This is a genomic window from Streptomyces sp. NPDC001315 (assembly GCF_042896175.1).
In the GTDB taxonomy this organism is placed as follows: Bacteria; Actinomycetota; Actinomycetes; order Streptomycetales; family Streptomycetaceae; genus Streptomyces.
This window is the reverse complement of sequence record NZ_JBIAWZ010000010.1, coordinates 14,920-38,670: the sequence shown is the minus strand read 5'-3', so window position 1 is coordinate 38,670 and position 23,751 is coordinate 14,920. Positions and strand designations below refer to the sequence as shown.

The following is a 23,751-nucleotide window of genomic DNA, read 5'->3' as shown; positions in this document are numbered from 1 at the left end:
GGATGCGGCGCTTCATGGCGTATCCCCTCACCGGACGCTCTCCCCCGTGGAGCGCTCATGAGCACCGGTCACGCCCCGCCCGGCTTGCCCGAACCCGGCATCACGCCATGGCCGACTCGGGCACCGCCAAGTCCAGTTCCACCAAGTCGCACGCCGCCCAGGCCGACGTCACCGAACGCCCCCGCTCGCCGTACGCGCGTCCCGCGCTGGTTGCGCCGCACCACCGGGGCCCCGTCCTGTTGCTGACCCTGCGCCAACTCCTCAGCGGCACAGGTGCGTTGACCTCCGACGTACTGGCCTCGCCCGGACGGATCTCCCAGGTCACCGGCGATCCGATCGGCGACGGGTCGCTCCCCTCCGCGATGGGCATCACGCTTCAGCGCGTCACGTCCGGACTGCTGCTCGGCACGGTCATCGGTACCGGACTCGCCCTCGTCTCGGGTCTGTTCAGGATCGGCGAGGACCTCGTGGACGCCCCCGTCCAGATGCTGTGCACCGTGCGCTTCGGGGGTCATCCCGCTGTTCATCATCTGGTCCGGCATCGGCGAGACCCCCGAAGGGCGCGATCATCACGCTCGTCGTGACGTTCCCGCTTGGCCCACCTTCACCTCCGGCCCGCCGCTGCCGGAGGCCGTCAACGCCAAGGCCGTCGACATCGGCGGTGTCGGCAACACCCGCCCTCGCCTCCACGGGCTCGTGAATGACGTCACCTCCACACTCCTCGGGGGAAGATCCACGACCGCACCCCTGTTAGTGGAAGCGTGAACAACACGCGCGAGGTCGAGGCAGTCGTCCTGGGCGCTGGTCAGGCCGGCCTGTCCAGCGCCTATCACCTGCGGCGCACCGGATTCCTCCCGGAGCGCGACTTCGTGGTTCTCGACCACTCCCCCGGCCCGGGCGGCGCCTGGCAGTTCCGGTGGCCCTCGCTGACGTACGGCAAGGTGCACGGGATGCATTCGCTACCCGGGATGGAGCTGACGGACGCCGATCCCGCGCGGCCCTCCTCCGAGGTGATCACCGAGTACTTCGACCGGTACGAGCGCACCTTCGACCTGCGGGTACGGCGCCCTGTCGACGTGCGGGCCGTGCGCGAGGGCTCCGGTGGCCGACTGCTCGTGGAGACGTCCGACGGTGCCTGGTCGGCTCGCGCGCTGATCAACGCGACCGGCACCTGGGACCGGCCGTTCTGGCCGCGCTATCCCGGCCAGGAGACCTTCCTCGGACGGCAGTTGCACACCGCGCAGTATCCCGGGCCCGAGGAGTTCGCCGGGCAGCGGGTGGTCGTCGTGGGCGGCGGGGCGTCCGGTACCCAGCACCTGCTGGAGATCGCCCCGTACGCTGCCGCGACCACCTGGGTCACCCGGCGGCCGCCCGTCTTCCGCGAGGGCCCCTTCGACGAGGACGCGGGCCGGGCCGCCGTGGCACTGGTGGAGGAGCGGGTGCGGCAGGGGCTGCCGCCGAGGAGCGTCGTCTCCGTCACCGGCCTGCCCCTCAACGACGCGATCAGGCAGGGGCTGGCGGACGGCGTCCTGGACCGGCTGCCGATGTTCGACCGGATCACCCCGAACGGCGTGGAGTGGAAGGACGGGCGGCGCGCGGCCGCCGACGTCATCCTGTGGGCGACCGGCTTCCGGCCCGCCGTCGACCATCTGGCACCGCTGCGGCTGCGCGAGCCGGGCGGCGGGATCCGCGTCGACGGGACGCGCGCGGTCACCGACCCGCGTGTTCACCTAGTCGGCTACGGCCCGTCGGCGAGCACGATCGGCGCCAACCGGGCCGGACGTGCGGCGGTACGGGACATCAGGCGTCTGCTCGCGGGAGAACCGGTGGCCGCCTGACGTCCCGCCCTCACTTGGTCGCGGACTGCGGGCTCGTAGCCGTGGGCTGCGGGCTCGCAGTCGTGGGCTGCGGGCTCGTAGTCGTGGACGGCGGGCTCGCGCTCTTCTGCAAGGCGTTGAACTCGGCGACGTTGCGCAGGTGCTGCTGGTAGTCGGCCGTGAACCGGGTGTCGCCCGGCTTGACGGTGACGAAGTACAGCCAGTCGCCCGGGGTCGGGTTGATCGCGGCTCTCATCGCCTCCTCGCCGGGGTTGTCGATCGGCGTGGGCGGCAGTCCCATGCGCTGGTAGGAGTTGTAGGGGCTCTCGATCCTGGTGTCGTCGGCCGTGGTGCGCAGGGTGGAGCGGTTGAGCGCGTAGTTGATGGTGGAGTCCATCTGGAGCGGCATGCCGCGCTCCAGCCGGTTGAAGACGACCCGGGCCACCTTGCCCATGTCGGCCTTGGTGGCGGACTCGGCCTGGATGATGCTGGCGATGGTGACCGCCTGGTAGACGTTCATCGCGTTGCGCTGCGCGCCGGACGCGATGGGCACCTTGTTGAACTTACGGTTCGCGGTGTCGACCATGGCCGACAGCAGCGACTGGGGGGTGGCCTTCTCCGCCACCGGATACGTCGCCGGGAACAGATAGCCCTCAGGATTTCCCTCGGCGTCGTTCGGCAGCTTGAGGCCGGCCTTCGCGAGCGACTGTCTGGTGGCACCGGCAGGCAGTTCGAGGGCCTTGTCGACGGCGTCGTAGACCTGGCTCGACCGCCAGCCCTCCGGGATCACCAGCGAGGCGGGCCTGGCGGGCTCGTCGTCGTCCAGGCTCAGCAGCGGCACCGCCACGGCGGTGCCGGCCACGACGGCCCCAGTCGCGATGAGGGCGAGACGGCCCCGGCGCGTCAGTCGAATCGTGCTCCGTGGCGGAGTGTTCATCTGCATGCGGGCACGGTAACCCGTATACCGTCACAAACCCGGCATATCTTCAGCTTGTCGGCTCCAGTTGGGCGTCCCGGCGTACGAGGGCCGCGTACCGCCCGTCCCGCTCCAACAGCTCCTCGTGCGTGCCCCGTTCGACCGCACGTCCGGAGTCCAGGACCACGATCTGGTCGGCACCCCGAATGGTGGACAGCCGATGCGCGATGGTGAGCGTCGTGCGGTTGGCGGACAGGGCGTCGATGGCCTCCTGGACGGCGTGTTCGGTGCGGGTGTCCAGGGCGCTGGTCGCCTCGTCGAGGATCAGTACCGGCGGATCGCGCAGGATCGTGCGGGCGATCGCCAGGCGCTGCTTCTCACCACCCGAGAAGCGGTGGCCGCGCTCGCCGACGACCGTGTCGTAGCCGTCGGGCAGCGACGCGATGTGGTCGTGGATCTGGGCTGCCCCGGCCGCCGCGTACAGCTCCTCGTCGGTGGCGTCGGGCTTGGCGAAGCGCAGGTTCTCGGCGACCGAGGCGTGGAAGAGGTACGTCTCCTGCGAGACGACGCCGACCGCGCGGGCCAGGGTGTCGAAGTCCAGGTCACGGACGTCGACGCCGTCGAGGGTGACGCGGCCGCCCGTGACGTCGTACAGGCGTGGCACCAGATAGCCGAGCGTGGACTTGCCCGCGCCGGTCGCGCCGACGAGCGCGAGGCTGCTCCCCGCGGGGACGGTGATGTCGATGCCGTCGAGAACCGGGCCTCCCTTGCCGTCGTAGCCGAAGGTGACGTCCTCGAAGCGGACCTCGCCCTTGACACGGTCGAGACGGACGGGCTCTTCGCGCTCGGTGATGTCGATGGGCAGGTCGAGGTACTCGAAGATGCGCTGGAAGAGCGCGAGCGAGGTCTGGATCTGGACGCCGGTCGACAGGAGGCTCACGGCCGGGCGGAACAGGCCCTGCTGGAGCGAGACGAAGGCGACGATGGTGCCGATCGAGACATCGGGGCCGCCTGCCTGGAGGGCGATGCCCGCGGTCCAGTAGATGACGGCGGGCATGGCGGCCATGACGATCGTGATCACGGCCATGCGCCAGCGGCCTGCCATGCTCGACCGCACTTCGAGGTCGACCAGTTGCTCGGACTCCTCGGAGAAGGACCGCGTGAGCGAGTCGGAGCGGCCCATGGTGCGGCCGAGCAGGATGCCGCTGACAGAGAGCGACTCGGTGACGGTCGCCGCCATCGCGGCCATCTGCTTCTGGCGCTGGGTGGTGATCTTCTTGCGTTCGTTGCCGACGCGACGGCTGATCCACACGAAGACCGGCAGCAGAAGCAGCGAGACGACGGTCAGCCGCCAGTCGAGAGCGATCATCGCGACGATCGTGGCGACCACGCTGGTGAGGTTGGAGACCAGGGAGGTCGCGGTGGAGGTGACGGTGGCCTGCATGCCGCCGATGTCGTTGGCGATGCGGGACTGCACCTCGCCCGTGCGGGTGCGGGTGAAGAAGGCGAGCGACATGCGCTGCAGGCGACCGTAGACGGCGGTGCGCAGGTCGTGCATGACGCGCTGGCCGACGGTCGTGGAGATCAGGGTCTGCAGGACGCCGAAGACGCTGGTGAGGACGGCGCTGAGGATCATGCCCAGCGCGAGCAGGCTCAGCAGGCCGGTGCGGCCCTGCGGAATCGCGACGTCCAGCGTCTCCTTCAGCAGGAAGGGGGTGGCCACGGTGACCAGGGACGAGGCGCCGACCAGCAGGCCGACGACCGTGAGCCGGGCGCGGTAGGGCTTGAACAGGGTGAGGATGCGGCGCACCTGCCGGGGTTGGTCGGTCGAGGTGCCGGGAGAGGGGGTCCAGTCGATGTGGTCGCGGGGCATGGCTCCTACGGAGGGTGAGAGGTCGAGGACTGATGGAGCATAGCTCATTGTTACCTATACTCACAATGAACATGGTCCTGATATTGTTCCCGTATGACCACCCCCGATCCCGACGGCCTGCTCGCCGAGCAACTGCTCCGGCTCACGCGCCGGGTGCACCGCATCCAGAAGCATCACCTGGCGCAGCGCGGGCTGGGCGTGACGCCGGCCCAGGCCCGGCTGCTGCGCACACTGGCACACTGCGACGCTCCCCCGCGCATGGCCGACCTCGCCGAACGCCTGGAGGTGGTGCCTCGGGCCGTGACAACCCTGGTCGACGGACTGGAGGCGAGCGGCAAGGTGCGCCGGGTCCCCGATCCGACCAACCGCCGGGTGATCCGCATCGAGCTCACGGACGACGGCCGCACGGCCCTGCGTGAGTTGCGCGGTGCGCGCGTGTCCGCCGCGCAGGAGATCCTGGCCCCGTTGACGGGCGAGCAGCGGGAGGTGCTCGGGGGGTTGCTGGACACGCTGGTGGACGGGATGCCGGAGCGGGGGCGGACCTGCTGAACAGCGGGCGACGGCCGCCAGAACAGGCGGCGGCCGCACCCCGAGTGACGCATCGCACACAACTGGGCTCAGCAGCCGCGCCGGTCCTCCATGAGCACCCCCTGAACTGTGGTCAGGGACCGGTCGTAGCAACCGTCCGAGCCGTACCACCGGTACCGCTCGCCCGTCGTGCCGACCGCGTGCCGCTGGTCGCGCGGCACATTGACGGTGAACGTGGCGTCACCCGTGTAGGTGTCGTCGAGCCGCGACCATGCCGTACGCCTGGCGCCGCGCGTCTCGACGACCGCGGCGCGGTCGCCCAGCGTCAGCACGGTGCGCAGCCGATCGTCCCCGCCGATCGTGGTCGTGCCGTCCATCGTGTACGTCCGGTGGGTGCGCGTCGTGCGGGCCGCTCCGCGTCCGTCGATGGTCACCGACTCGTCGTCGGTCCAGGTGGCGTCCAGGCCATCGGTGTTCTCGCCGTCGGTCCAGCGGTGCGCGGAGGTGTTCGCCAGCGAGCGGTTCACGGTGGTCGTGACCCGGCCGTGCGAGGTGTCGACGTACCCGGCGACGGTGAACCGGTGCCCGCCCTCGGTGTCCACCCGGTGCTCCGAACCGGGAGTGTACGTCGAGGAGTTGGCGAGGTCGCCGGACTTGTGCACGGTGAGTTCACCGGTGACGTGCGTACGCCGCGCGTCCTGCCAGACGAGCACGTTGACAGGAGTGCTCCAGCCGGCCTGCCCCTCGGGCACACCGACGACGGAGACCTCGACGCGGTGCGGGCGGCCGTCGTTGAGGATCCCGGCAAAGGGGGTCAGGTCGTATTCGATCGGCTTGATGTCGAAGGCGCGCGGTCCCGGAACGACGTACCAGAGGAAGGGATTGGACCAGCCGCCGGTCCACACGGTCGGGAACGGCGTGGCGATTCCGGCGAGTTGGCCGTCGACCTTGATCTGCACCTCACGGTAGGGACCCTGGTCCGCCTTGCAGGAGTAGGGCGCCGCATCGGGCACCGTCAGGTACCAGTACTCCTCGCAGCCTCCGCCGGAGCCGGTGGCGTACACCTCGGCGACGATGCGTTCACTGTTGCGCGGGGTGATGAGGGTGGCGCCGTCGGCGAGGGTCAGCACGCGGTCGGGGATCGCTGCCTGTCTCGCCTCGTGCGACGCCTGCGACGCGGGGTGCGCCTCCTGCGGCGCGTAGAAGGTGAGCGTGACCTTGACGTCGATGACGCCGGTGTACGTGTCGTCGACGACGTTTCCGATGAGCATCTCGACGTCCTGGCCATGGCGGAACGTGTCGCTGTAGCGCGTGACGTCCTTCTCCACGGACCACTCGATGCCGGCGGGCGACGGCTCCGGTGTCGACGTACGGAAGATCTCCACGCCGCCGACGTGCAGATAGCCGAGCCGGTCGAACTGCCGCCCCTGGACCCTGCCGTCGAGCCGAAGCACGACCTTGCTCCAGCGGTCGCCGCAGCCGTCGGGGGGTGCGTAGGCGCCCCTGTACGGCGTGAAGTCGCGGAACTGCGCCTCGGCGACGGTGACTTGGCAGGACTTGGCGTCCGGCTTGGCCACGGGCGGGCCGGCGGTGAGCGGGTCGTGCCAGTCGGTACCGAACTCGGCGGGGACATCGGCGGACGAGGGGGCAGCCGCGGCTTGGGCGGGCCCCGCCCCGACGAGGGCACTCAGCAGGAGGGTCGCTCCGGTGAGCATGGACATGATGATCCGGCTTCTCATGGCCGGTGTTCTACGGGGAGTTGGCCGTCACCGCAATGAGGCCTCCCTCATGCGTACGGCCCTCCATGCGTACGGGACCTCCGTGCGACATGTCCTCCATGCGTACTACCAGGCCTCGAGGTCGGCCCTGTCTCCCATCACCACCACAGGATGCCCGTTGGGGTCAAGTGTGCGCAGCAGGTACTCCATCGCGGGTTTGGACAGGCTGACGCAGGCCGACGTACCGCTGCCGTGGTCCATGTGCAGCCAGATGCTGCCGCCCTTGGCATCACCCTCGGGGCGGGTCGGGTCGTTCGGCGGGGTGCCCTTGACGCGGTTGTAGTCGATGGCGATGACATAGTCGAAGTCGTGCCAGTGCGACCTGGCCCACCAGCGGGGGGCCGCGAAGTCGGCGGACCGGGTGTACGGGAGTCCGGCACCGGGGTCCGCGAGGACCCCGCCGGCGTCGGTGAGCGTGAACACGCCGATGGGGCTGCGCCTGTCCCCTTCGCGGTGGTCGGTGGTCCAGCCCTTCTTGCCGTTGTGCGCGGGCCAACTGCGGGTGCGGTCCCAGGCGGAGCCGCGTTTCGTGTAGAGCACGACCATGGAGTCGGCGGAGTCCCTGCCGTCCCCGTAGACCGCCACGACCTGGCGGGAGTCGGCGGGGATCTGCCGCTGAAAGCGCTCTGCGACGTCCGGGATACGAGTCGGGTCCGCGACACTCGGGCGGGTACGGTCCGCCTCGGCGGGGGATCCCGCCTCGCCGGAGTGTCCCCCATCCGGACCACCGCAGCCGGACAGTGCCGCCACGGTTACCAGGATGACCAGGGTCGCCAATTGATGGCCGCGGGCCGCCGTCGGGAACCGCGCACGCCGTGCGCCGCCACTCTGCATCGCCCCATCCTCGCATCACTTTCCGGACGTTTGCGTCGGGTTGTGTACATCCAGGCCACGCCCGACCGATCCGGACCGCTCGCCGTCCGTAGCCGGAGTGTCGGTAGCCGGATCTGTACGGCGCCCCGGAAAACGGGTTGATTTTGACCACGCTCCGACGCGAACCTTTCACGGTTTGCTGCCGCGCCTCGCGGTTCCTTCGGTTGCCTTCCCTCCCCCTTCCCTCCATCCCCTGACACGAGCCACTGGGACGTCATGCAGATTCAAGACCTTCCGTATCCCGACCCGGGTGTGCCGGACGCACGTTCGGGGCCCCGGTTCCTGTGGTGGCTCGGCCGGAACCAGCTGGGCGGACAGTTCCGGGCGCTGGCCTGGGGACTGCTGCACTTCGTGGCCGTCTCCGCCCAGCCGTTCTGCGTCGGCTACGCCGTCCAGGCCGTCGTCGACCGCTCCGGCGCCCGGCTCGCCCTCGCGGGCGGACTGATGGCCCTGTGCTGTGTCGGCATCGCCGTCGGCGACACGTTCCTCCACCGGGCCGCGGTCACCAACTGGATCACGGCGGCGGCGCGCGTGCAGCAGCTGCTGGCCCGCAAGGCCTCCCAGTTGGGCTCGGCGCTGACCCGGCGGGTCGCGGCCGGAGAAGTCGTGGCCGTCTCCACCGGTGACGTCGAGAAGATCGGCTGGTTCGTGGAGTCCGTGTCCCGGTTCACCGCGGCCGCGCTCACCGTCGTGCTGGTCTGCGTGGGCCTGGTCGTCTACCAGCCGGCGCTCGGTCTGGTCGTCGCCGTGGGGCTCCCCGTGCTGGCGCTCGCCGTGCTCCCGCTGCTGCCACGCGCCACTCGGCGGGCCGACTTCCAGCGCGAGAAGGCCGGACGCGCCACCGAGCTGGCCTCCGACACCGTCGCCGGCCTGCGCGTGCTGCGTGGCATCGGTGGCGAGGAACTGTTCCTCGACCGCTACCGCCGCGCCTCGCAGGAGGTCCGCCAGGCGGCCGTGCGCAGCGCCCGGATGTGGTCCCTGATCTCGGCGATCCAGGTACTGCTACCGGGCCTGCTGCTGATCGCCGTCGTCTGCTACGGCATCCACCTGGCCCGCCAGGGCCGGATCACCGTCGGTGAACTGGTCGCGGTCTACAGCTCGGTCATGGTGCTCACCTATCCGCTGCGGCACTTCGAGGAGATCGCCATGGCGTACTCCTTCTCACGGCCCTCCGCCCGGCGGGCGGCCGGCGTGCTGTCGCTGGAGCGGGTCACCGACACCGGGGGCTCGCGCGCGGCCGACGTGCCGTCCGGCGACCTGTACGACCCGGACACCGGTCTCCTCGCACCGGCCGGCCGGCTCACGGCGGTGGTCTGCGGCGACCCGGACGCGGCGGGACGGCTGGCGGAACGGCTCGGCGGGCACCCGGCGGAAGCCGGCATCTCTGTACTGCTGGACGGTGTGCCCCTGGACGAACTCCCCCTCGACACCGCACGGACGGCCGTCCTCGTCCAGGACAAGGACCCCGTGCTGCTCTCCGGCTCACTGCGCGAACTGCTCGACGTGCCCGCCTCGGGTGCCGTCGACCCGCGGGATGCGCTGGCGGCCGCGCAGTGCGGGGACGTCCTGGAGGCACTCGTCCAGGGTTCGTTCGACGCCGAGGACCCGATGGACGCCCGCGTCACCGAACGCGGACGCTCCCTGTCGGGCGGCCAGCGCCAGCGCCTCGCGCTGGCCCGGTCACTGATCACGGATCCGGGGGTCCTCGTCCTGGACGAGCCGACCTCCGCCGTCGACTCGCACACCGAGGCAAGGATCGCGGAGGGCGTGCGCCGGTTGCGGGCGGGCCGCACGACGGTGGTGTTCACCTCCTCGCCGCTGCTCCTGGACCGCGCCGATCGGGTCGTCCTCGTACACGAGGGCGAGGTCGCGGCGGTCGGCGTACACCGGGAGCTGGTGCACACGGAGCCCCGGTACCGAGCGGTGGTGACGCGGGAGACGGACGAGGAGCGGGCCTTCGGCGCCGGATCGGAAGCCATGTCGAAAGCCATGTCGGCCGCATCAGCCGCATCAGGACCAGAAGACGAAGGCGCCTTCCGAGGCGCCCTGGAAGAGATCGAGGAGACCGCATGATCGGCGTGGCGCCACCGGCCTACGACCCGGCGGCCCCGACGACGGCGAACACCCTGCCCGTCGGCGCCCCCGCGACCGTACGCGCCTATGTGGCCGAACTGTTCCGCCGGCATCGCCGTGCCTTCCTGCTGCTCATCACGGTCAATACGGTCGCCGTGGTCACCTCGATGGTGGGCCCGTGGCTGCTGGGCGCCCTCGTCGAGCGTGTGTCGGACCGGGCGCAGGAACTCCATCTGGAGCGCACCGCCGCCGTGTTCGTGATCGCACTGCTCGTCCAGGCCGTCTTTGTGCGGCAGGTGCGCCTGCGGGGCGCAATGCTGGGTGAGCGGATGCTGGCCGACCTGCGCGAGGACTTCCTCGTGCGGGCGGTCGGGCTGCCGCCGGGCGTCCTCGAGCGGGCCGGCACGGGCGACCTGCTCTCCCGGATCACCACGGACATCGACCGGTTGGGCAACGCCATGCGTGAGGCTGTGCCGCAGCTCGCGATCGGCGTGATGTGGACGGCGCTGCTGCTCGGCGGGCTCATCATCACCGCGCCGCCCCTGGCCCCGGCCGTACTGCTCGCCGGGCCGCTGCTGGTGTTGGGCTGCCGCTGGTACTTCAAACGGGCGCCCTCCGCCTACCGTTCCGAAGCCGCCGGGTACGCCGCCGTCGCCGCCGCCCTCGCCGAGACCGTGGACGCCGGTCACACCATCGAGGCGCACCGGCTCGGGGTCCGCCGCGTCGAGCAGTCGGAGCGCCGGATCAAGGAGTGGACGGCCTGGGAGCGCTACACGCTCTGGCTGCGGTCGGTGCTCTTCCCGGTCATCACCGTCACCCATGTGACCGTGCTCGCCTCCGTCGTGATGATCGGCGGGGTGTTCGTCCTGCGGGGCTGGATCGGTGTCGGTCAGCTGACCACGGGTGCGCTGATCGCCCAGATGCTGGTCGATCCGGTGAACCTGATCCTCCGCTGGTACGACGAGCTGCAGGTGGCCCAGGTGTCGCTGGCCCGGCTGGTCGGGGTCCGGGACATCGAGCCCGACGCGGGGGAGGAATCGGTGTCCCCCGACGGACGCGACGTCGACGCCGAGCGCGTGCACTTCGGCTACCGCGCGGGCGTCGACGTGCTGCGCGATGTGTCGCTGGCGGTCGCCCCCGGCACCCGGCTGGCCCTGGTCGGCCCGTCGGGCGCGGGCAAGTCCACGCTGGGCAGGCTGCTCGCCGGCATCTACGCCCCCCGGGAAGGCCGAATCGCCCTCGGCGGCGCCGAGCTGTCCCGGATGCCCGCCGAGCGGGTCCGCTCCCACGTGGCCCTCGTCAATCAGGAGCACCACGTGTTCGTGGGTTCCCTGCGCGACAACCTCCTGCTCGCCCGTACCCACGCGGTCGACGCCGAGCTGTGGGCGGCACTGGGCGCGGTCGACGCCGACGGCTGGGCGCGTGCGTTCGATGACGGCCTGGACACGGAGGTCGGCTCGGGGGGTCTCACGCTCACCCCGGCCCAGGCACAGCAGATCGCGCTGGCCCGGCTGGTACTGGCCGACCCGCACACACTGGTCCTGGACGAGGCGACCTCGCTGCTCGACCCGCGGGCCGCACGCCACCTGGAGCGCTCCCTGGCCCGCGTCCTCGACGGCCGTACGGTGATCGCCATCGCCCACCGCCTGCACACCGCCCACGACGCGGACGTCATCGCCGTCGTGGAGAACGGCCGCATCAGCGAGCTGGGCAGCCACGACGATCTCGTCACAGCGGACGGCGCGTACGCGGCTCTGTGGCGGTCCTGGCACGGCTGACGGTGGTGGGGGTACCAGGCGCGGGTGGATGCGGGGCGGCCGACAGGGTTCGGCAACCGTGTAAGGGCCGCCGCTGCCGGACGACTGACCGCGGTGGGCCAAGGGGGCCCTCTGCCCGGAGCGGAAAGGATCACCGGGTCGGTCAGCCGGACCTGGCATGGAACGGGGTCCGCCGACAGGCCGGAGACCGGGGCGCGGCCGGCAGGCTCGCGGCTCCGAACGGCGCCGGGCCCCCGCCGGCCAGGGCCGACCCCGGTCGGCGGAACCGGGCCGGGTGCAGGGCTGACCAGGGCCCGGCGCCGGCCGTGGACGGCCGTGCGGGGGCAACCACGCCGGGCGGAGTGGGCCACCCGAGCTTGTCCTTTCGGTGGCGGCCGGAAGTCCCGGTGTGGCTCGCGCGGGGGCAGTGGGAGTCGGGGCCAGTTCCGGTAGTGGGCCTCTCCTCGTCGTCTGGCGTTGCGCAGTCCCGAACCCGGGTGGAACGCTGGAAAGCGGCACAGGTTCGGGAAGCGCCCGGGAAGCCCCCGGGGCGTGCCGCGTGCAGCCTGCGCCCCGTGCGGCGGCGGCCCGTGGCCGACCGCGGTGCGAGCGGGCCCGTTCCCACCACCTGGAGGTACCCGTGAACAGCGCCGACGGATGGGGAGACGACGTCTACCAGCCCGACGGATCCGAGATCCAGGCTGACGCGGGGCTCCTCGACGTGGAAGACACGCTGGAGAACGACGGCGTAGGTGATCCCCTCGACCGGGGCTGGTCCCCTCCGGACCGGCCATGGGCGGTGGAGCGCGCCGATGTCACGGCCGAGGAGCGGCATCGGGGCGAGACCCTCGACCAGCGTCTGGCGGAAGAGGTGCCGGATCTCGAGGTCCCCGACGGCGACGGCATCGGCGACTGCGAGGACACCGACGGGGAGGCCCTGGACAACGAGGTCGGCGCCCTCCGCTCCGGCCGGCTCGTCGCTCCCGACGAGGGCGCGCACGAGGACGAGGAGAGCGCCCTGGTCGCCACGGACGTGGGCATCGACGGTGCGGCCGCCTCCGCCGAGGAGGCGGCGATGCACATCGTCGACGAGGACACCCTGTCCGGCTGAGCCCGACGTCCCCGGCCCGCCGGATTCTCCACCGCCGCACGAGGAGCAGCCATGCAGCAGGACAAGCAGCCCGACTACCACCCCGTCGTCTTCCGCGACCGCGCCGCCGGATACGCCTTCCTCACCCGGTCCACCGCGACCAGCGACCAGACCGTCGAGTGGGACGACGGCGAGACCTACCCGGTCGTCGACGTGGAGATCTCCTCGGAAAGCCACCCGTTCTACACGGGCAAGGCACGGACAGTGGACTCCGAGGGCCGCATCGCCCGGTTCGAGCGTCGCTACGGCGGCGAGGGCGGGCAAGGCTCCGGCGACGACGCGACCTGAGCCGCCACCGGCACCGCCGACTGCCTCCGTCGGACGATCAACACCCCTCAGATGAAGTTGAGCGCCGCGGCGCCGCCCACTCCGCCGAGCAGCATGAACACCGGCATCAGCACCCTGAGCTCGACCCAGCTGCCCGCCCGGAATCGCATCGCCTTCGGCGGCCCGAGCGGGTACCAGCGCTTGCGTCCCAACGGGATCGGCCACAGGATTGGGCAGCCGGAGACGGTCAGGGCGTCCCCTATGTCGTGCACCAGGGCGCCGAGCACGATCGGCAGCCCCAGCCACAGGTACTCCTGGCCCGGCGCCGTGAACAGCCAGTCCGAACCGTTGCCCGGCTGGTCCAGGACACCGGCGAGGATCCACGCACTGGTCGCGGCCAGCAGCCACACCAGTACGTCGCTGCTGGAACCGCGGGCCGCCCGCCACAGCAGGCCCTCGATGGCCAGCACCATGTGCACGAAGAGGATCGCCAGCACTGCCCAGCGGCCGCCGGTGATCGCCACCGCCGAGGTGCCCGCACCGATCAGGACCGCCCACAGCCAGGTGTGCGTGAGCGTGCGGTGTCCCCCGGAGCGGCGCGGGTCGCCCTGCTTCTTCGTGGCCTTGTAGACGGCGTACGAGAGCTTGTCGACGATCTCGCAGAGCCAGCGCGAGAGCGGACCGAACGCACGGGAGATGGTGGCGGCCTTGTGGTCGAGATCCGGGGCGAGCGCGGCACCGGCGCAGATCAGAGCGCCGGAGAGCAGGACCGGCCAGGGCATCGGGTGCCCGGCCGCGGCGGTCGCCGCCCCGACGCCGAGCCAGGCTGCGGCGCCCGACAGTGAGTGTGCTGGTCCCATCATGGCCGTTGCCCGCCCCATTCCTCGTGTGCCGCTGTCCAGTTGACCGGGTGCGTTGACGCTCCGTCGGCGACACAGCGTAGCGGTCGTGATCTTCGGACTCGCATCCGATTCCCGCATCGGGACCAAGGCCAGGCAAGATGGGTGCGTGACCCTCATCGATCAGCTGCCGCCGACCCCAGACCCCGACGCCCTCTACGAAGCCTTCGAGTCGTGGGCCGAGGAGCGCGGTCTCACGCTCTACCCCCACCAGGAGGAGGCGCTGATCGAGGTGGTCTCCGGCGCCAACGTGATCGTGTCGACGCCCACCGGCTCCGGCAAGAGCATGATCGCGGCGGGCGCCCACTTCGCGGCGCTCGCCCGGGACGAGGTCACCTTCTACACCGCCCCGATCAAGGCGCTGGTCTCCGAGAAGTTCTTCGAGTTGTGCAAGATCTTCGGCACTGAGAACGTCGGCATGCTCACCGGCGACGCGTCCGTCAACTCCGACGCGCCCGTGATCTGCTGCACCGCCGAGGTGCTGGCGTCGATCGCGCTTCGCGACGGCAAGGACGCCGACGTCGGCCAGGTCGTCATGGACGAGTTCCACTTCTACGCGGAGGGGGACCGCGGCTGGGCCTGGCAGATCCCCCTGCTCGAACTGCCACAGGCGCAGTTCGTCCTGATGTCGGCCACGCTCGGCGACGTCTCCTTCTTCGAGAAGGACCTCACCCGGCGCACCGGCCGCCCCACCGCGGTGGTCCGCTCGGCGAACCGCCCCGTGCCGCTGTCCTACGAGTACCGGTTCACACCTCTCACGGAGACGCTCACCGACCTGCTGGAGACCAAGCAGGCACCCGTCTACATCGTGCACTTCACGCAGGCGCAGGCCGTGGAGCGCGCGCAGGCGCTGATGAGCATCAACATGTGCACGCGGGAGGAGAAGGAGCAGATCGCCGAGCTGATCGGCAATTTCCGCTTCACCACCAAGTTCGGCCGCAACCTCTCCCGTTACGTGCGGCACGGCATCGGTGTGCACCACGCCGGCATGCTGCCCAAGTACCGGCGTCTGGTGGAGAAGCTCGCCCAGGCCGGTCTGCTGAAGGTCATCTGCGGCACGGACACGCTCGGCGTCGGCGTCAACGTGCCCATCCGCACCGTGCTGTTCACGGCCCTGACCAAGTACGACGGCAACCGTGTGCGCACCCTGCGCGCCCGTGAGTTCCACCAGATCGCGGGCCGCGCCGGGCGGGCCGGCTTCGACACAGCGGGCTTCGTCGTCGCGCAGGCGCCCGAGCACGTCATCGAGAACGAGAAGGCACTCGCCAAGGCCGGGGACGATCCCAAGAAGCGCCGGAAGGTGGTCCGCAAGAAGGCACCCGAGGGCTTCGTCGCGTGGGCCGAGACCACCTTCGACAAGCTCATCACCTCCGACCCGGAACCGCTGACGTCCCGCTTCCGGGTGACGCACACGATGCTGCTGTCGGTGATCGCCCGGCCCGGCAACGCCTTCGAGGCGATGCGCCGGCTGCTGGAGGACAACCACGAGCCGCGCAAGCAGCAGCTCAGGCACATCCGGCGCGCGATCGCCATCTACCGCTCCCTGCTGGACGGCGGCATCGTCGAGAAGCTCGACGAGCCGGACGCCACCGGCCGCATCGTGCGCCTCACGGTCGATCTCCAGCAGGACTTCGCCCTCAACCAGCCGCTCTCCACGTTCGCACTGGCCGCGTTCGAACTCCTCGATCCGGAGTCGCCGTCCTACGCGCTGGACATGGTGTCGGTCGTGGAATCGACACTGGACGACCCGCGGCAGATTCTCGCCGCCCAGCAGAACAAGGCGCGCGGCGAGGCCGTTGCCGCGATGAAGGCGGACGGCGTCGAGTACGAGGAGCGTATGGAGCGTCTCCAGGACATCAGCTACCCCAAGCCCCTGGAGGAGCTGCTCTTCCACGCGTACAACACCTACCGCAAGAGCCACCCGTGGGTGGGCGACCATCCGCTGTCGCCGAAATCCGTCATCCGTGACATGTACGAACGGGCGATGTCCTTCACGGAGTTGGTCTCCCACTACGAGCTGGCGCGCACCGAGGGGATCGTGCTGCGCTACCTGGCCAGCGCCTACAAGGCCCTCGAGCACACCGTCCCGGACGACCTGAAGTCCGAAGACCTTCAGGACCTGATCGCCTGGCTCGGCGAGACGGTGCGCCAGGTCGACTCCAGCCTGCTGGACGAGTGGGAGCAGCTGGCCAATCCCGAGGAGATGACGGCCGAGGAGGCCCAGGAGAAGGCCGACCAGGTGAAGCCGGTCACCGCCAACGCGCGCGCCTTCCGTGTCCTCGTCCGCAATGCCATGTTCCGCCGCGTCGAGCTCGCCGCTCTCGATCAGGTCGGGGAGCTGGGCGAGATGGACGCCGAGTCCGGCTGGGACGCCCAGGCCTGGGGCGACGCGATGGACAAGTACTGGGACGAGTACGAGGAGCTCGGCACGGGCCCGAACGCCCGCGGCCCCAAGCTGCTCCTGATCGAGGAGGAGCCGCAGCACAGCCTGTGGCGCGTCCGCCAGATCTTCGACGATCCCAACGGCGATCACGACTGGGGCATCAGCGCCGAGGTAGATCTCGCGGCCTCGGACGCCGAAGGTCGCGCCGTCGTCCGCGTCACCGACGTCGGCCAGCTGTGAGCCAAGGAGAATCCCACCCATGACGAACCCGGCCGAGAGGCTCGTCGACCTGCTCGACCTGGAGCAGATCGAGGTCAACATCTTCCGTGGCCGCAGCCCGCAGGAGTCACTGCAGCGGGTCTTCGGCGGCCAGGTGGCGGGCCAGGCGCTGGTCGCCGCCGGACGAACCACGGACGGCGAGCGCCCGGTGCACTCACTGCACGCGTACTTCCTGCGCCCGGGCCGACCGGGCGTGCCGATCGTGTACCAGGTCGAGCGGGTCCGGGACGGGCGGTCGTTCACCACCCGCCGGGTCACCGCCGTGCAGCAGGGTCGCACGATCTTCAATCTCACCGCCTCCTTTCACAAGCCTGAGGAAGGTCCCTTCGAGCACCAGCTGCCGCCGGCCCGCAAGGTCCCGGCCCCGGAGTCCCTGCCGACGGTCACGGAGGAGATCCGGGAGCATCTGGGCACGCTGCCCGAGCAGTTGCAGCGGATGGCGCGCCGCCAGCCCTTCGACATCCGGTACGTGGACCGGCTGCGCTGGAGCGCCGAGGACGTCGACGGCGCCGAACCGCGCAGCGCGGTGTGGATGCGTGCGGTCGGTCCGCTCGGCGACGACCCGCTGGTACACACGTGCGCGCTGACGTACGCGAGCGACATGACCCTCCTGGACGCCGTTCGTATCCCGGTCGAGCCTCTGTGGGGTCCGCGGAACTTCGACATGGCGTCGCTGGATCACGCCATGTGGTTCCACCGACCGTTCCGCGCGGACGAGTGGTTCCTGTACGACCAGGAGTCGCCGATCGCGACGGGCGGGCGGGGTCTGGCCCGCGGACGGATCTACGACCTGGAGGGTCGCCTGCTGGTGTCGGTCGTCCAGGAGGGCCTGTTCCGGGCGCTGTAGGTCAGGAGCTTCTGCGGCGCAGCCGGCCCAGCAGGCCGCGGCCTCGTTCCGGCTGTTCCGGCGCGTGCTCCTCGCTTCGGGGCTCGGGCGGGGCCTGGTGGGTTGCGTGCGTGCCCTGGTGGGGTGCGGGGCGCGGTGCGGGCCGGTGTCGGCGCGCCTCCTCGAGGGTCCGGGTCAGGTCGGCCCTCAGCCAGCCGATTTCGTCCGGGTCGGACGCCGTCATGATCTTCTCGGCGATGTGCGCGGACGGTGAACCCGGAGCAGCCTGAGCGGGTGGCCCCGGCCGGAACCGGTTCACATGGGCGCGTTCGTAGGGATCCGTGACGATCTCCGCGGTCTGGACAGGGTCGAGCAGGGCCGCCAGGGCTCCCGCGCGCTGCCAGGGATCGTCGGCCTGCCGCAGCAGGAATCCCAGGTGTCGTCCCCGCCAGTTCCGGGGCCGTAGGTCCAATCCCGAGTCCAGTTGGTCCCGCAGCCCCTCGGGCGTACGCCCGCTCAGCAGCCGGGTGTTCTCCGGCCCGGCAGCGAACTGTCGCAGTTCGTCGGCGAGATACAGCCAGACCACCGCGCGATAGCGGTTGAGGTAGAACTTCGCCGGGGTCACCAGGCCCAGGCGCGCCAGACGTGTGAAGCGAGCGGCCGTCACGTCCATGAGGGCCGCGCCTGCCCTGGTCCCCACGACTTTGACACTGTCGCGGAGCCCTTCGGGAAAGCCTTCCGTTGAACGCAGCCGCTCGATCTCGGCGTACGCGACGCGACGCGCTCCGCCGCCTCCTTCGTCGGGTACGGTCCGGATGCGTCCGAGGTGTACGGCGAGATCGAACTCTCCCCGCTTGAGACCCAGTTCCTGGGCGGCGCGGCTCGGCGCGCAGGAGAGAACGTGCGGTTTCGTGATGGTGTGGCCGGGCATGGTCGGTCTCCCCCGTGGAGTCGATGGCTCACGCCGTGCGCGCTCGCCGTGCAAAAACCGTAGCCGCATCGGCGAATCTCGTGGCGAGCCTGTGGATAACTCCACGGGGGATAACGAAGTTGCAGGTCAGAGCTCTGCGGTCGAGGATCGCTCGGACTGGCGCGCGTCCACGCCGAGGTGCTCGCCGACCCGGTTGACGAGCAGGGTCATCTCGTAGGCGATCTGGCCGATGTCGGCCTCCGCACCGCTGAGCACGCACAGACAGCTGCCGGTGCCTGCCGCGGTGACGAACAGCACGGCTTCGTCGAACTCGACCATCGTCTGGCGTACCCTGCCGGCGCCGAAGTGGCGTCCCGAGCCCTTGGCCAGGCTGTGCAGCCCGGACGACACGGCGGCGAGATGCTCCGCGTCCTCCCGCCGTAGCCCCGTACTCGCCCCCGTCACCAGTCCGTCGTTGGACAACACCAAGGCGTGCCGTACATGTTCGACACGCTCGGTCAGGTCGTCCAGCAGCCAGCCGAGTCCCTGGTTCTGCGCCATGATCCGGTCTCCCCGTACGATGTCTCCCCCTGTCCGGAGGATCTCTCCGCCAGCCTTCCCCACCGCTGGGCGCCGGGCAAGGAGGATGGGGACATGGCACAGAAGATGACCGATGACGAGTGGCGAGCGTTCGTCTCGTACGGGACCCGCACCGGGAAGCTGTCGACCGTTAGGGCAGACGGGAGCCCGCACGTCGCGCCGATCTGGTTCCTGCTGGACGGGGACGAACTCGTGTTCAACACCGGCAAGGAGACCGTGAAGGGGCGCAATCTGGCCAGGGACGGCCGGGTCGCGCTGTGCGTGGACGACGACCGGCCGCCGTTCGACTTTGTGGTGCTGCGGGGACGGGCCGAGCTGTCCGAGGACCTGGACGAGGTGCGGCTCTGGGCCACTCGCATCGCCGCCCGGTACATGGGTGAGGAGCGGGCTGAGGAGTTCGGCGCCCGCAACGGTGTCCCCGGCGAACTCCTCGTCCGCGTCGCCATCGAGAAGATCCTGGCAGAGAAGTCCGTCGCCCACTGACGGCGTCGCCTGTCCCCGGGGGCCTTGCGGTCACCCCACCGAGTCGAGCAGCCGGGCGGTGTGCATCCGCCCGGCGTACTCGACGAGCCGGATCAGCACCTCCTTCCCCGAGTCGCGGTCGCGGGCGTCACAGAGCACCACGGGAGTTCCCCGGTCGAGGTCGAGGGCCCGCGACACCTCCTGGGCGCCGTAGGCCCGGGCTTCCGAGAAGCAGTTGACGGCCACCACGAAGGGGATGTGGCGGTGCTCGAAGTAGTCCACCGCGGGAAAGCAGTCCTCCAGCCGCCGGGTGTCCGCGAGGACCACGGCCCCGAGGGCCCCCTGCGACAGCTCGTCCCACAGGAACCAGAAGCGGTCCTGGCCCGGTGTGCCGAACAGGTAGAGGGAGAGGCCGGAGCGGATGGTGATGCGTCCGAAGTCCATCGCGACGGTCGTCGTGACCTTCTGGTCCACGCCGTCGGTGTCGTCCACCAACTGGCCGGCTTCGCTGAGCAGTTCCTCGGTGCGCAGCGGCCTGATCTCGCTGACCGCACCCACCAGGGTGGTCTTGCCCACGCCGAACCCGCCGGCGACCAGTATCTTCAACGCCAGGGCGGCCGTCTCGCCGTCCATGGCATCGGAGTGCTCGGAGACCATCGATCACTTCTCTCGGGAGTGCCGGCAACGGTCGACGTCAGTACATAGGTGCCGAGCCCGGGCGGAAGGTCCGCACGCGGCTGCTGGGCGAGTGCGCGAAGTCAGCATCATGACAACCACGCTCTCTTTCCGGTGGATTCGACCGCTTTTTATCCGATCCGGCCGACTCACGCCCGCTCGATGCACACAAGGCGGTTGAAGTCTGCGCTGTACGCGTCCATAAGAGTCCGCGTGGTTCTGAACGTTCATCTACAGTGCCCGCAGCCCCTCGATCACTTCGCGCAGGATCCGTTCGTCGGGCAGCTGCGCCGGCGGTACCGGACGGCTGACGGTGACGCAGCCGAGTTCCAGCAGGTCGCCGAGGAGCACCCGGACCACTCCCACGGGAAGGTCGGCGTCCGCGGCGAGTTCGGCCACGGACTGTGTCTCCGTGCGGCACAGGTCGATAAGAGCCCGGTGCTCAGGACCGAGACCGATGTCGTCGTCGACTCCGGGCGCCCCCGGGTCCAGAGTGACGAGCGCGATCAGGTCGAAGCGCACCCCGGTGGGGCCGGGCTTGGTTCGGCCGCCCGTCATGGCGTACGGACGCACGAGGGGCCCGGCCTCATTGTCGTACCACTGGCTGCCCTGCTCGCGCGGGGCGTCTCGCATGCCTTCGGTCATCTCCGCGGACCGCTCTCTCGTCTCACCCGGCGGCCGGCGGCCGCGCGCCGACCCGCGGCGCGCTGTGGAGGTGCTCGCCGACACGCTTGACCAGCCGTGCCATCTCGTATGCCACCAGACCGATGTCGGCGGTCACTGCGGTGAGGACGGCGAGGCACGAGCCGTCGCCCGCGGCAGCCACGAACAGGAAGCCGTCGTCCATCTCCACCATCGTCTGGCGCACACCGCCGACGCCGAAGTGCCTGCCCGCGCCCTTGGCCAGGCTGTGGAAGCCGGAGGCGACCGCGGCGAGGTGTTCGGCGTCCTCGCGGCGGAGGTCGGTCGAGGCACCCACGGCAAGTCCGTCGTTGGACAGCACCACGACGTGCCGTACTTCGCTCACACGCATCACCAAGTCGTCCAGCAGCCAGTCGAGTTCGCCCGATCGCTGGGCTGCCCTGATGCTCGGATCGTGGATCATGCGGAGTCTCCTTCGCCTCTGTCGCTGCCCGGTGCGGAGTCCGGGGTGGCACCGCGGCCGGGTTGCCTGCCGCCGCCGCGGGTCCAACCTGCGCGGTAGGCCGCCATGCGGTCCCGTACGAGTTCTGGGGTGCGCTGGTCGTCACTGCGCGGGTCAGCCGGCTGCGCCGGTTCCTCGGAACGCCGCTCGCGCAGTTGTGGGGCGAGGCTCGCCTGGCGTACGCGGCGCGGGAGGTCGTCGGATCCTTGGGAGTCGTCCGGGGGACGGTGCAGGCGCAAGGTGGTGACTCCGGGGGGTGGGTCTTCGGTCCTGCTGTCCGCCCCGCTGTCGGCCGCGGCCCGTACAGGGGCGACCAGCGCGGGTCTGTCGGCGGAGGGAGGGACGGCCTCCTGGTGCGCGGCGGCACCCGCCACGCGCGCGTATTCGCGTTCCGTGGGTCGCTGGGCTTCCTCGGTCTCACGGGGGGCACGTTCCGGCGTGCCGCTCTGCAGCAGGGCGGTGGGCAGCAGGACGACCGCGGTGGTACCGCCGTAGGGCGAGGTCTGCAGGTGCACCTTGATGCCGTGGCGCGCGGCGAGCCGGCTGACCACGAAGAGACCGAGCCGGTCGCTGTCGAACAGATCGAGGGCCTCGGACTGCGCGATGCGCCGGTTGGCCTCGGCGAGAGTCTCCTTGCCCATGCCCAGCCCACGGTCCTCGACCTCGATCGCGTAGCCGTTGCCCACGGGTTCGCCGGTGATGCGCACACGCGTGTGGGGCGGCGAGAACTGGGCGGCGTTCTCGACGATCTCGGCCAGCAGGTGGGTGAGGTCGGCCACTGCGGCACCGGTGACGGACGCCTCGGGGAGTTGTCGTACCTCCACGCGCGCGTAGTCCTCGATTTCGGAGACGGCCGCACGGATCACGTTCGTCAGGGAGACCGGCATGCGCCAGGCCCGGCCGGGGGCAGCTCCGGAGAGGATGATCAGGCTCTCCGCGTGGCGCCGCATGCGGGTGGTGAGGTGGTCCAGCCGGAACAGGTCACTCAGTTCGTCGGGGTCGTCGGACCTGCGCTCCATGCTGTCGAGGAGGCTCAGCTGGCGGTGGACGAGGACCTGGCTGCGTCGCGCGAGGTTGACGAACACCCCGGAGATGCCGCTTGCCAGTTCGGCGCGCTCCACGGCGGCCCGAAGCGCGGCGCGGTGCACGATGCCGAGGGCCTCGGCGACCTGTCCGGTCTCGTCCTCCGCGCGCGGTCCGGGCGGCGCTTCGGCCCGGACGTCGATTTCCTCGCCGGCACGCAGTTTCCGCATGGTCTCGGGGAGTTTGCGCCGGGCGATCTCCAGGGCGCTGTTGCGCAGGCTGACCAGTTCGACCACGAGGCCGCGCCCGATGCGCACCGAGATGACGAGCGACGCTGCGACGGCGGCGAGGCCGAAGAGCACCGCGGCACCGGCAGGGGTGAGCAGACCGCGGGTGAACGGGTCGGCCCGGTCGGCGACGCTGCGTCCGGCGTCCTCCTCGATCGTCCGCATTCCGCCCTGCACGCGTGGGTGCGCCTTGTCCCACGTGGCTTCGGGTGCCGCATCGATCGCCCGTGGGCCAGGGCCGCTCGCGAGGACCTTGTGCTCGACGGCGCCCACGCTGGTGTAGGCACTGCTCTCGGCGAGGTTCTGCCAGGCGGCGCGCTCGGAGCCACGCAGGTCCGCTACGGCGGCTTCTGTGAGGGCGCGGCGGGTGTCGACGGCCCCGGTGAACAGCCTGAGCCGCTCTCCGTCGAGCCGGCCGGCGAGGCGCGCGCTGGAGAGCACCGCGTCCTCCTGGGCCAGTGCCTCTCCCGCGCGGGAGAACTCGAGCAGCACGCGCGCGTCGGAGCCGAGGTCGGCGTCCTGGATGCCGGTCAGCGCGCCGCCCACGCGGAAGGCCGCCGTGATGGTGTTCGTGTAGCGCCCGTACGCCTCGTCCCATCCGGCGCGGCCGTCGAGCACCTCGGTCCGCAGCGAGCGCAGTTCCTCCACGCCGGTGACGAACTCTTCGAGTCGCCGGGCGACTCCGGCGGGCAGTTCCTGGCTGTCGGCGACGGTGTTGTGGTCACCGAGGCGCAGCTTCGCAACAGCCCGGTCCGTGCGCTCCGTGAGCTTCCGGTAGTCGCCGCCCGGCGTGGAGTCCGGGTCGGTCGCGTAGCGCACGGCGGTGGCGCGTTCGGCCTGGAGTGCGGCGACCGCGGCCGCGACGGGAGCCCGGACCTGGGAGTCCACGCGCTGCAACTGCCGCAGCCTGGAGACGTCCTGGGCGGTGGAGACGGTGGCGGACGCCCACAGCGCCAGCAGCGACACGACGGGCACCATCAACAGACATACGATCTTGGCCCGGACTGTACGCGGCCGTAACCGCCAGCGCCCCACGCGCGTGTGCACGCTGTCCGTCGGCGCGGCCGAGGGCTCGTCGGGGCCCTCGTCTGCGGGTGGTCCGGCATGCGCGCGGCGACCGCGCGCGGGGGACGGGGGTGGCGTCTCGGCGCCGGCTGTGGCGGTCCTACGGGGTGTACGCATGGCCTCCTCGCTCGGAAGTGGTTCGGGGCGTTACGTCCGGACCGGCGCG

The 23,751-nt window shown here is 70.7% G+C and carries 20 protein-coding genes and 1 pseudogene; 10 read left to right on the top strand and 11 right to left on the bottom strand.

Features of this window, described 5'->3' with window-relative positions; all coding sequences use genetic code 11:
• Positions 1 to 57: 57 nt before the first annotated feature.
• A pseudogene (locus tag ACFY16_RS25710) lies at positions 58 to 595 on the top strand (ABC transporter permease); the annotation flags it as partial.
• 166 nt (positions 596 to 761) lie between these two features.
• Positions 762 to 1,838 (top strand): NAD(P)-binding domain-containing protein, encoded by a 1,077-nt coding sequence (locus ACFY16_RS25705; RefSeq protein WP_390649538.1) that lies wholly within the window; start codon positions 762 to 764, stop codon positions 1,836 to 1,838.
• A gap of 10 nt (positions 1,839 to 1,848) precedes the next feature.
• Here the strand turns inward: ACFY16_RS25705 and mltG are convergent, their stop codons facing one another.
• Together mltG and ACFY16_RS25695 are read right to left on the bottom strand one after the other, a co-directional pair.
• Positions 1,849 to 2,760, bottom strand: a complete 912-nt coding sequence (gene mltG / locus ACFY16_RS25700; protein ID WP_390649537.1) for an endolytic transglycosylase MltG — start codon at positions 2,758 to 2,760, stop codon at positions 1,849 to 1,851.
• 43 nt (positions 2,761 to 2,803) lie between these two features.
• Positions 2,804 to 4,606, bottom strand: coding sequence for an ABC transporter ATP-binding protein (locus ACFY16_RS25695; RefSeq protein WP_390649536.1), 1,803 nt, complete (start codon positions 4,604 to 4,606; stop codon positions 2,804 to 2,806).
• Positions 4,607 to 4,699: 93 nt separating this feature from the next.
• Between ACFY16_RS25695 and ACFY16_RS25690 the strand changes: the two genes are divergently transcribed.
• Entirely contained in the window at positions 4,700 to 5,155 is a 456-nt protein-coding gene (locus ACFY16_RS25690; protein WP_390649535.1) for a MarR family winged helix-turn-helix transcriptional regulator, read from the top strand.
• 68 nt (positions 5,156 to 5,223) lie between these two features.
• Here ACFY16_RS25690 and ACFY16_RS25685 read toward each other — a convergent pair whose 3' ends face one another.
• Positions 5,224 to 6,873: a peptide-N4-asparagine amidase gene (locus ACFY16_RS25685; protein ID WP_390649534.1), complete on the bottom strand. Its 1,650-nt coding sequence runs from the start codon at positions 6,871 to 6,873 to the stop codon at positions 5,224 to 5,226.
• Between the two features lie 105 nt (positions 6,874 to 6,978).
• Positions 6,979 to 7,746: a L,D-transpeptidase family protein gene (locus ACFY16_RS25680; RefSeq protein ID WP_390649533.1), complete on the bottom strand. Its 768-nt coding sequence runs from the start codon at positions 7,744 to 7,746 to the stop codon at positions 6,979 to 6,981.
• Positions 7,747 to 8,001: 255 nt separating this feature from the next.
• On the opposite strand from ACFY16_RS25680, the gene ACFY16_RS25675 reads away from it, so the two are divergent.
• The 4 genes from ACFY16_RS25675 (at position 8,002) to ACFY16_RS25660 (ending at position 13,053) form a co-directional block, all read left to right on the top strand.
• A complete protein-coding gene (locus tag ACFY16_RS25675; RefSeq protein WP_390649532.1) occupies positions 8,002 to 9,858 on the top strand; it encodes an ABC transporter ATP-binding protein in 1,857 nt (618 codons plus the stop codon).
• Complete coding sequence (locus tag ACFY16_RS25670) at positions 9,855 to 11,636, top strand: ABC transporter ATP-binding protein (RefSeq protein ID WP_390649531.1); 1,782 nt, start codon at positions 9,855 to 9,857, stop codon at positions 11,634 to 11,636. Before ACFY16_RS25675 ends, ACFY16_RS25670 begins: the two co-directional genes overlap by 4 nt.
• Positions 11,637 to 12,255: 619 nt before the next feature.
• Positions 12,256 to 12,726 carry a DUF5709 domain-containing protein gene (locus tag ACFY16_RS25665; RefSeq protein ID WP_390649530.1) on the top strand — a complete coding sequence of 157 codons (471 nt, stop codon included), beginning with the start codon at positions 12,256 to 12,258 and terminating at the stop codon, positions 12,724 to 12,726.
• A 51-nt stretch (positions 12,727 to 12,777) separates the two neighbouring features.
• Positions 12,778 to 13,053: a type B 50S ribosomal protein L31 gene (locus ACFY16_RS25660; protein ID WP_390649529.1), complete on the top strand. Its 276-nt coding sequence runs from the start codon at positions 12,778 to 12,780 to the stop codon at positions 13,051 to 13,053.
• 47 nt (positions 13,054 to 13,100) lie between these two features.
• Here ACFY16_RS25660 and ACFY16_RS25655 read toward each other — a convergent pair whose 3' ends face one another.
• Positions 13,101 to 13,895, bottom strand: coding sequence for a metal-dependent hydrolase (locus ACFY16_RS25655; protein WP_390649528.1), 795 nt, complete (start codon positions 13,893 to 13,895; stop codon positions 13,101 to 13,103).
• A 145-nt stretch (positions 13,896 to 14,040) separates the two neighbouring features.
• On the opposite strand from ACFY16_RS25655, the gene ACFY16_RS25650 reads away from it, so the two are divergent.
• Together ACFY16_RS25650 and ACFY16_RS25645 are read left to right on the top strand one after the other, a co-directional pair.
• A complete protein-coding gene (locus ACFY16_RS25650; protein WP_390649527.1) occupies positions 14,041 to 16,554 on the top strand; it encodes a DEAD/DEAH box helicase in 2,514 nt (837 codons plus the stop codon).
• A gap of 19 nt (positions 16,555 to 16,573) precedes the next feature.
• Positions 16,574 to 17,440 carry an acyl-CoA thioesterase gene (locus ACFY16_RS25645; RefSeq protein ID WP_390649526.1) on the top strand — a complete coding sequence of 289 codons (867 nt, stop codon included), beginning with the start codon at positions 16,574 to 16,576 and terminating at the stop codon, positions 17,438 to 17,440.
• A 1-nt stretch (position 17,441) separates the two neighbouring features.
• Here the strand turns inward: ACFY16_RS25645 and ACFY16_RS25640 are convergent, their stop codons facing one another.
• Together ACFY16_RS25640 and ACFY16_RS25635 are read right to left on the bottom strand one after the other, a co-directional pair.
• The gene (locus ACFY16_RS25640; RefSeq protein ID WP_390649525.1) at positions 17,442 to 18,350 is read right to left on the bottom strand and encodes a DUF6397 family protein; all 909 of its coding nucleotides are present in this window, start codon (positions 18,348 to 18,350) and stop codon (positions 17,442 to 17,444) included.
• Between the two features lie 126 nt (positions 18,351 to 18,476).
• Positions 18,477 to 18,890 carry a roadblock/LC7 domain-containing protein gene (locus tag ACFY16_RS25635; RefSeq protein WP_390649524.1) on the bottom strand — a complete coding sequence of 138 codons (414 nt, stop codon included), beginning with the start codon at positions 18,888 to 18,890 and terminating at the stop codon, positions 18,477 to 18,479.
• 93 nt (positions 18,891 to 18,983) lie between these two features.
• On the opposite strand from ACFY16_RS25635, the gene ACFY16_RS25630 reads away from it, so the two are divergent.
• Positions 18,984 to 19,412 (top strand): PPOX class F420-dependent oxidoreductase, encoded by a 429-nt coding sequence (locus tag ACFY16_RS25630; protein ID WP_390649523.1) that lies wholly within the window; start codon positions 18,984 to 18,986, stop codon positions 19,410 to 19,412.
• Between the two features lie 30 nt (positions 19,413 to 19,442).
• On the opposite strand, the gene ACFY16_RS25625 is transcribed toward ACFY16_RS25630, so the two are convergent.
• The 4 genes from ACFY16_RS25625 to ACFY16_RS25610 all read right to left on the bottom strand — a co-directional run bounded on the left by ACFY16_RS25625 (position 19,443) and on the right by ACFY16_RS25610 (position 23,702).
• On the bottom strand, positions 19,443 to 20,048 hold the full coding sequence (locus tag ACFY16_RS25625) for an ATP/GTP-binding protein (RefSeq protein WP_390649522.1): 606 nt from the start codon (positions 20,046 to 20,048) through the stop codon (positions 19,443 to 19,445).
• A 249-nt stretch (positions 20,049 to 20,297) separates the two neighbouring features.
• Positions 20,298 to 20,699 carry a DUF742 domain-containing protein gene (locus ACFY16_RS25620; RefSeq protein ID WP_390649521.1) on the bottom strand — a complete coding sequence of 134 codons (402 nt, stop codon included), beginning with the start codon at positions 20,697 to 20,699 and terminating at the stop codon, positions 20,298 to 20,300.
• Positions 20,700 to 20,733: 34 nt separating this feature from the next.
• Complete coding sequence (locus ACFY16_RS25615; protein ID WP_390649520.1) at positions 20,734 to 21,171, bottom strand: roadblock/LC7 domain-containing protein; 438 nt, start codon at positions 21,169 to 21,171, stop codon at positions 20,734 to 20,736.
• Entirely contained in the window at positions 21,168 to 23,702 is a 2,535-nt protein-coding gene (locus ACFY16_RS25610; RefSeq protein WP_390649519.1) for a nitrate- and nitrite sensing domain-containing protein, read from the bottom strand. Before ACFY16_RS25610 ends, ACFY16_RS25615 begins: the two co-directional genes overlap by 4 nt.
• Between the last annotated feature and the right edge of the window lie 49 nt (positions 23,703 to 23,751).

Excerpts from the sequence above, each read along its gene's own strand:
- ACFY16_RS25620 (WP_390649521.1), bottom strand. The coding sequence starts at position 20,699 with ATGCGAGACGCCCCGCGCGAGCAGGGCAGCCAGTGGTACGACAATGAG.
- ACFY16_RS25630 (WP_390649523.1), top strand. The coding sequence starts at position 18,984 with ATGGCACAGAAGATGACCGATGACGAGTGGCGAGCGTTCGTCTCGTAC.
- ACFY16_RS25635 (WP_390649524.1), bottom strand. The coding sequence starts at position 18,890 with ATGGCGCAGAACCAGGGACTCGGCTGGCTGCTGGACGACCTGACCGAG.
- ACFY16_RS25645 (WP_390649526.1), top strand. The coding sequence starts at position 16,574 with ATGACGAACCCGGCCGAGAGGCTCGTCGACCTGCTCGACCTGGAGCAG.
- ACFY16_RS25615 (WP_390649520.1), bottom strand. The coding sequence starts at position 21,171 with ATGATCCACGATCCGAGCATCAGGGCAGCCCAGCGATCGGGCGAACTC.
- ACFY16_RS25675 (WP_390649532.1), top strand. The coding sequence starts at position 8,002 with ATGCAGATTCAAGACCTTCCGTATCCCGACCCGGGTGTGCCGGACGCA.
- ACFY16_RS25625 (WP_390649522.1), bottom strand. The coding sequence starts at position 20,048 with ATGGTCTCCGAGCACTCCGATGCCATGGACGGCGAGACGGCCGCCCTG.
- ACFY16_RS25680 (WP_390649533.1), bottom strand. The coding sequence starts at position 7,746 with ATGCAGAGTGGCGGCGCACGGCGTGCGCGGTTCCCGACGGCGGCCCGC.
- ACFY16_RS25640 (WP_390649525.1), bottom strand. The coding sequence starts at position 18,350 with ATGCCCGGCCACACCATCACGAAACCGCACGTTCTCTCCTGCGCGCCG.
- ACFY16_RS25685 (WP_390649534.1), bottom strand. The coding sequence starts at position 6,873 with ATGAGAAGCCGGATCATCATGTCCATGCTCACCGGAGCGACCCTCCTG.
- ACFY16_RS25670 (WP_390649531.1), top strand. The coding sequence starts at position 9,855 with ATGATCGGCGTGGCGCCACCGGCCTACGACCCGGCGGCCCCGACGACG.
- mltG (WP_390649537.1), bottom strand. The coding sequence starts at position 2,760 with ATGCAGATGAACACTCCGCCACGGAGCACGATTCGACTGACGCGCCGG.
- ACFY16_RS25660 (WP_390649529.1), top strand. The coding sequence starts at position 12,778 with ATGCAGCAGGACAAGCAGCCCGACTACCACCCCGTCGTCTTCCGCGAC.
- ACFY16_RS25695 (WP_390649536.1), bottom strand. The coding sequence starts at position 4,606 with ATGCCCCGCGACCACATCGACTGGACCCCCTCTCCCGGCACCTCGACC.
- ACFY16_RS25655 (WP_390649528.1), bottom strand. The coding sequence starts at position 13,895 with ATGATGGGACCAGCACACTCACTGTCGGGCGCCGCAGCCTGGCTCGGC.
- ACFY16_RS25690 (WP_390649535.1), top strand. The coding sequence starts at position 4,700 with ATGACCACCCCCGATCCCGACGGCCTGCTCGCCGAGCAACTGCTCCGG.
- ACFY16_RS25610 (WP_390649519.1), bottom strand. The coding sequence starts at position 23,702 with ATGCGTACACCCCGTAGGACCGCCACAGCCGGCGCCGAGACGCCACCC.